The sequence below is a fragment of the Staphylococcus sp. EG-SA-15 genome, assembly GCF_017151895.1.
GTDB lineage: Bacteria > Bacillota > Bacilli > Staphylococcales > Staphylococcaceae > Staphylococcus > Staphylococcus aureus.
Genome location: NZ_JACVZN010000057.1, coordinates 1 through 3,368 on the forward strand (window position 1 = coordinate 1; position 3,368 = coordinate 3,368).

Genomic DNA, 3,368 nt, shown 5'->3' on the forward strand with positions numbered 1-3,368 from the left:
TGGTCAAAATAATGGTAATCAGTCATTCGAGGAAGATACAGAAAAAGACAAACCTAAGTATGAACATGGCGGTAACATCATTGATATCGACTTCGACAGTGTGCCACATATTCACGGATTCAATAAGCACACTGAAATTATTGAAGAAGATACAAATAAAGATAAACCAAGTTATCAATTCGGTGGACACAATAGTGTTGACTTTGAAGAAGATACACTTCCAAAAGTAAGCGGTCAAAATGAAGGTCAACAAACGATTGAAGAAGATACAACGCCGCCAACACCACCGACACCAGAAGTACCGAGTGAGCCGGAAACACCAACACCGCCAACACCACCGACACCAGAAGTACCGAGTGAGCCGGAAACACCAACACCGCCAACACCAGAAGTACCAAGTGAGCCGGAAACACCAACGCCACCGACACCAGAAGTACCAAGTGAGCCGGAAATACCAACACCACCAACGCCAGAGGTACCAAGTGAGCCGGAAACACCAACACCGCCAACACCAGAGGTGCCAGCTGAGCCGGAAACACCAACACCGCCAACACCAGAGGTACCAGCTGAACCTGGTAAACCAGTACCACCTGCCAAAGAAGAACCTAAAAAGCCTTCTAAACCAGTGGAACAAGGTAAAGTAGTAACACCTGTTATTGAAATCAATGAAAAGGTTAAAGCAGTGGCACCAACTAAAAAAGCACAATCTAAGAAATCTGAACTACCTGAAACAGGTGGTGAAGAACCAACAAACAAAGGCATGTTGTTCGGCGGATTATTCAGCATTCTAGGTTTAGCATTATTACGGAGAAATAAAAAGAATCACAAAGCATAATCAATCCAAAATTGACGGGTTTATTTCATAAATTATATGAAGTAAGCCTGTTTTTTTATATTAAATCAAATTTCTAATAGAAAATTAGAGTGTTTTCTGATTGCTGAAGCACTTTATGTCTGATGATTGATTACAAAATGAGAGATAAAGTTAGAATTTAAAACTAGTTTGTATGTACAAATTAGATTGAATCAATAAGGCAAATTTGATAAATGCAATTATTAACTAGATGCAAATTTAGTGAAATTTAAAATGTCGTCTTGAAATACGGCTGTTTCTGTATAAATAATCATTAAAATCAAACAAAAACCGAACGATATAAAATTATAATGACGTTATTAATACAATGAAAGGCATTTCAGTGACTTTTTAATGATGCATTGTACAGGCGATTATTATGTATGCTTTAGTATATTGCTTTAAATTAGATGAATTTTAATTTAATTTAAAAAGTGAGTATAAAAAATACAAGCCTGTTATATCAAGGTATTCAAGAGCTTTGTATACAATATATATGTGAGTTCCAAATAATAAAAAACTCATTATACATAAAGTTAACAACAATCTTAACTTTTTATTAACTCGCTTTTTTTCATTGCTTTTAAAAACCGAACAATATAGAATTGCATTTATTGAGTTAAAAAATAAATGAATTTTACATTTAAGGGAGAATATTATAGTGAAAAGCAATCTTAGATACGGCATAAGAAAACACAAATTGGGAGCGGCCTCAGTATTCTTAGGAACAATGATCGTTGTTGGAATGGGACAAGAAAAAGAAGCTGCAGCATCGGAACAAAACAATACTACAGTAGAGGAAAGTGGGAGTTCAGCTACTGAAAGTAAAGCAAGCGAAACACAAACAACTACAAATAACGTTAATACAATAGATGAAACACAATCATACAGCGTGACATCAACTGAGCAACTATCACAATCAACACAAGTAACAACAGAAGAAGCACCAACAACAGTGCAAGCACCAAAAGTAGAAACTTCGCGAGTTGATTTGCCATCGGAAAAAGTTGCTGATAAGGAAACTACAGGAACTCAAGTTGACATAGCTCAACCAAGTAACGTCTCAGAAATTAAACCAAGAATGAAAAGATCAACTGACGTTGCCGTAGTAGCAGGAGAAGCTAAGGCGACAGGTACAGATGTAACAGGTAAAGTGAAAGTTACTGAAAGCTCTTTAGAAGGACATAAACAAGGAACAAATGTTGTTAATCCTCATAACGCTGAAAGAGTAACCTTAAAATATAAATGGAACTTTGATGAAGGGATTAAGGCGGGAGATTATTTTGATTTCACATTAAGTAATAATGTTGAAACACATGGTATCTCACCTCTTCGTAAAGTGCCAGATATAAAAAGTAAAGATGATAACATTGTGGCTGTTGGCCACGTGTTAGATGAAAGAAAAATTAGATATATATTCAAAGAATATGTAAAAGATAAGAAAGATTTAACCGCTGAACTAAGTTTAAATTTGTTTATTGATCCAACAACAGTTACAAAACAAGGAAAACAAACAATTGAAGTTAAATTAGGTGAAAATAAGATTTCAAAAGAATTTGATATCAAATACCTAGACGGTGTTAAAGATAAGTGGGGCGTAACCGTAAATGGACGTATAACTTTATTAGATAAACAAAATAATAAAATACATCATTTAGCATATATTAATCCTAAAAAAAGTGAGATGACCTCAATAACTATAAATGGTTTTTTTGCGAAAGGCGGATTGTCTACTGAGAGTACTCCAACCGTTAAAGTTTACGAATATTTGGGGAGTGATGAATTACCAGAAAGCGTCTATGCTAACACAAATGATCAAGAGAAATTTAAAGATGTTACCAATGACATGAGTGATAAATTAACGCTAAGTGAAAACGGTAGCTATAAATTAACTTTAGATGCACTAAATAAGAAAAGTTATGTTGTAAGTTTTGAAGGTAAATATAATGAAAATGACAAGGAGTTATTATTCAGAACTAATTTGCATGGCTATCATGCTAATTACGGTTATTACTATTATTATCCAGTAAGTTTAACATGGGACAATGGCGTTGCATTCTACTCTAATAACGCTCAAGGCGACGGTAAAGATAAGCCAAATGATCCTATCATTGAGAAGAGTGAACCAATTGAATTAGACATTAAATCAGAGCCGCCAGTGGAGAAGCATGAATTGACTGGTACAATCGAAGAAAGTAACGATTCTAAGTCAATTGATTTTGAATATCATACAGCTGTTGAAGGTGTAGAAGGTCATGCAGAAGGTATTATTGAAACTGAAGAAGATTCTATTCATGTGGATTTTGAAGAATCTACACATGAAAATTCAAAACATCACGCTGATGTTGTTGAATATGAAGAGGATACAAACCCAGGTGGTGGCCAAGTAATAACTGAGTCTAACTTAGTTGAATTTGACGAAGAGTCTACAAAAGGTATTCTAACTGGCGCAGTGAGCGACCATACAACAGTTGAAGATACGAAAGAATATACGACTGAAAGTAATCTGATTGAA

At 34.9% G+C, this 3,368-nt stretch carries 1 protein-coding gene and 2 pseudogenes; all 3 read left to right on the forward strand.

Features of this window, described 5'->3' with window-relative positions; all coding sequences use genetic code 11:
* Window positions 1-835 (forward strand): annotated as a pseudogene (gene fnbA, locus IDG64_RS14240) (fibronectin-binding protein FnbA); the annotation flags it as partial.
* A gap of 595 nt (window positions 836-1,430) precedes the next feature.
* Window positions 1,431-1,531: pseudogene (locus IDG64_RS15620) on the forward strand (hypothetical protein).
* The coding region (locus IDG64_RS14245; protein ID WP_206171350.1) for a fibrinogen-binding adhesin SdrG C-terminal domain-containing protein at window positions 1,515-3,368 on the forward strand (1,854 nt) is incomplete at its 3' end. The pseudogene IDG64_RS15620 and the gene IDG64_RS14245, both read left to right, overlap by 17 nt.